The following is a 2,575-nucleotide window of genomic DNA, read 5'->3' on the forward strand; positions in this document are numbered from 1 at the left end:
TTCAATCTGATCTGTGCCATCTACAACTATGAGTACGTGACTCATAAAATTGAGAAAGATCCGCCGCCGCCATGACTTTTGCAAGAGGTATATTGTACCGCAGACCCCAAATAGGGACTTTTGTCCCATGCTCTTGCCCTCTGCCAGGGATACGATATTCTGTAAATACCATGAAAAATGACCAGAATGACGATGAGACAATAGCGAATCTCTGTACCAACGGACGTACTCACTGGCCCGACGAGCCTCTCACGCCTCAGAAGAGCACCAGTATCCAGTGCCAGATTGAGGAGGCTTTCTACGAGCAGTACCTGCGCTACTTCCAGAATGCCGAGGAAAAACGCCGCTGGAGTGTGGTGGACGACATTCCCTGGGCGGAGGCGCAAGGCAACGCCTCAGAGCTCGTGGTCTCGATTCTGGAGTCGTTCTGCGCCGTGGAGTCGTTCTTACCGGACTACACCAGCAAGATCATGGCACTGATTCGCCGCTCGCGGGGCAGGGCGCTCTTCCAGGCCAACTGGGGCTACGAGGAGAGCAAGCACTCGATGGCACTGGAGCGCTGGCTGATCGCCTCGGGCAAGCGCACTGAAGATGAGATGAAGGACTTCGAGCGCTCGCTGCTGGGGGCCGAGTGGAGTCTGCCGTTTGAGACACCACGCCAGATGATCTGCTACACCATGATCCAGGAGCTCGCCACGGGTCTGAACTACATCAACCTGCGCCGCCTCGTCCACCAGACCGGTGAGGGTGATCCGTGCCTCGATAAAACCCTGCGCTGGGTCTCCGCCGACGAGAGCGCGCACTATAACTTCTTCCGCAAAGGTGTCAAGACCTACCTCGCCCTCGATCCCGAGGGCACGATTGTGGACCTGAAGTATGTCTTTGATAACTTTGCCATGCCCGCGCACGCCCTGATCCCCGAGTGGGAAAAACGCGGTGCGGAGATAGAGGCATCGGGGATCTACGGCCCCAAGATGTATCTGTCCAAGATCCGCAAGCCGATCCTCGAAGACCTACAAATTAGCCGCACACAGCTCAAGAGCGCCGGTCTGCCGTCACGCGAGGCCGATGAGATCGCGGATCGGATCGAGACGAAAGAGGAGAAAGCGCAGCAAGCGCTCTATCCCCGGCTGATCTCGCTCCCCACCATTCCCGCCCCAAGGCCAAGCACCTCGCGAACCATCCTGTCGGTGTAAGCCCTGAACCCACCCGGCTACTCGCACCACTCGCATCCACCCTCCCTCTACGAAGGAGGGTTGGGAGGGGGGTAGTTCGTGTACCAAGTCGGTGTCGGGGCCTAGTAGATGGCACAAGTGGGGCGAGTCCAAGCAGGTAACGGGAGTTCGATTCTCCACACCCGCTTCTTCTCCACCTAGAAATGCCAGTTTCTAGATGGGGAGTCCTCCTAGAGTTGCAACTGACCCGGGCGATTTTTCTTTGCTACCAACCCTCCCTGCCCTGAGGGAGGGTGGACGCGAGCCGTGCGAGTGGCCGGGTGGGTTCGCGAGTGGCCGGGTGGGTTCGGAGTCGGTTTGGGATACAATAGGGGCGCTATGCCAAAGTCTATCTCCATTGTCCCGGAAGATGTTCGAAAACCGGGGCAAGTCACCTTCGATCCTATTCCCGTCAATCAGTATCAGAAGTCCCTCGCCGAAGAGCGAGGCCGCTACTCCGACTCCGATCTGCGCCGTATCCACCGGGATATGGCCGTTATCCGAGTCTTTGAGAGCCTGCTGCAAGAAGTCAAGACCCAGCGTCAGTTCGGGGGCCTCGTCTACGACCACCGTGGCCCCGCGCACCTCTCGATTGGTCAGGAAGCGACCGCAGTAGGACAGGCCTATCTTCTCGACACCAACGACCATCTTTACGGTTCCCATAGAAGTCATGGGGAGATTCTCGCAAAGAGCCTCTCCGCCATTGATAAGCTTGACGACGAGACACTTCTGGAGATCATGCGCAGCTACGACCATGGCTCCGTACTGCGTGTTGTCGAAAAAGACGCGGCAGCGGACACGGTTCAGGGCCTCGCGATTGACTTCTTGCTCTACGGCACCCTCGCGGAGATCTTCGGGCGTGAGACAGGCTTTAACAAAGGCATGGGCGGCTCGATGCACGCCTTCTTTACCCCCTTTGGTGTCTTTCCCAACAACGCCATTGTCGGTGGCTCCGCAGATATCGCCACGGGCGCGGCGCTCTACAAACGAGTAAACCAGAAAAAAGGCATCGTGATTGCCAATATCGGCGATGCGAGCGCCAACTGCGGGCCCGTCTGGGAGGCACTGTGTTTTGCGACGATGGACCAGTTCAAGACCCTCTGGCCCGAACACGTGCGCGGTGGCCTGCCGATTATCTTTAATTTTGTCAATAACTTCTACGGCATGGGCGGCCAGCCCGTGGGCGAGACCGGCGGCTTTGGCGTACTGGCGCGCCTGGGAGCCGGGTTGAATGCGGATCAGATGAACGCGGAGCGCGTGGACGGCTACAACCCCCTTGCGGTGATTGATGCCATTGCGCGCAAAAAAGCGCTGATCGAAGCGGGCGAAGGGCCCGTGCTTCTGGATACCGTCACCTACCG

The 2,575-nt window shown here is 58.2% G+C and carries 2 protein-coding genes; both read left to right on the forward strand.

Translation table 11 applies throughout. The annotated features are described in order from the left end of the window. Nucleotides 1-170: 170 nt before the first annotated feature. Nucleotides 171-1,196, forward strand: coding sequence for an acyl-ACP desaturase (locus ACH2EH_RS26720; protein ID WP_395146498.1), 1,026 nt, complete (start codon nt 171-173; stop codon nt 1,194-1,196). Between the two features lie 357 nt (nt 1,197-1,553). After that, nucleotides 1,554-2,575: thiamine pyrophosphate-dependent dehydrogenase E1 component subunit alpha (locus ACH2EH_RS26725; protein WP_395146500.1), on the forward strand; the 1,022-nt coding region annotated here is incomplete at its 3' end.

This window comes from Armatimonas sp. (assembly GCF_043760365.1).
Lineage (GTDB): Bacteria > Armatimonadota > Armatimonadia > Armatimonadales > Armatimonadaceae > Armatimonas.

Coding starts and splice junctions, on each gene's coding strand:
- ACH2EH_RS26720 (WP_395146498.1), top strand. CDS start 171: ATGAAAAATGACCAGAATGACGATGAGACAATAGCGAATCTCTGTACC.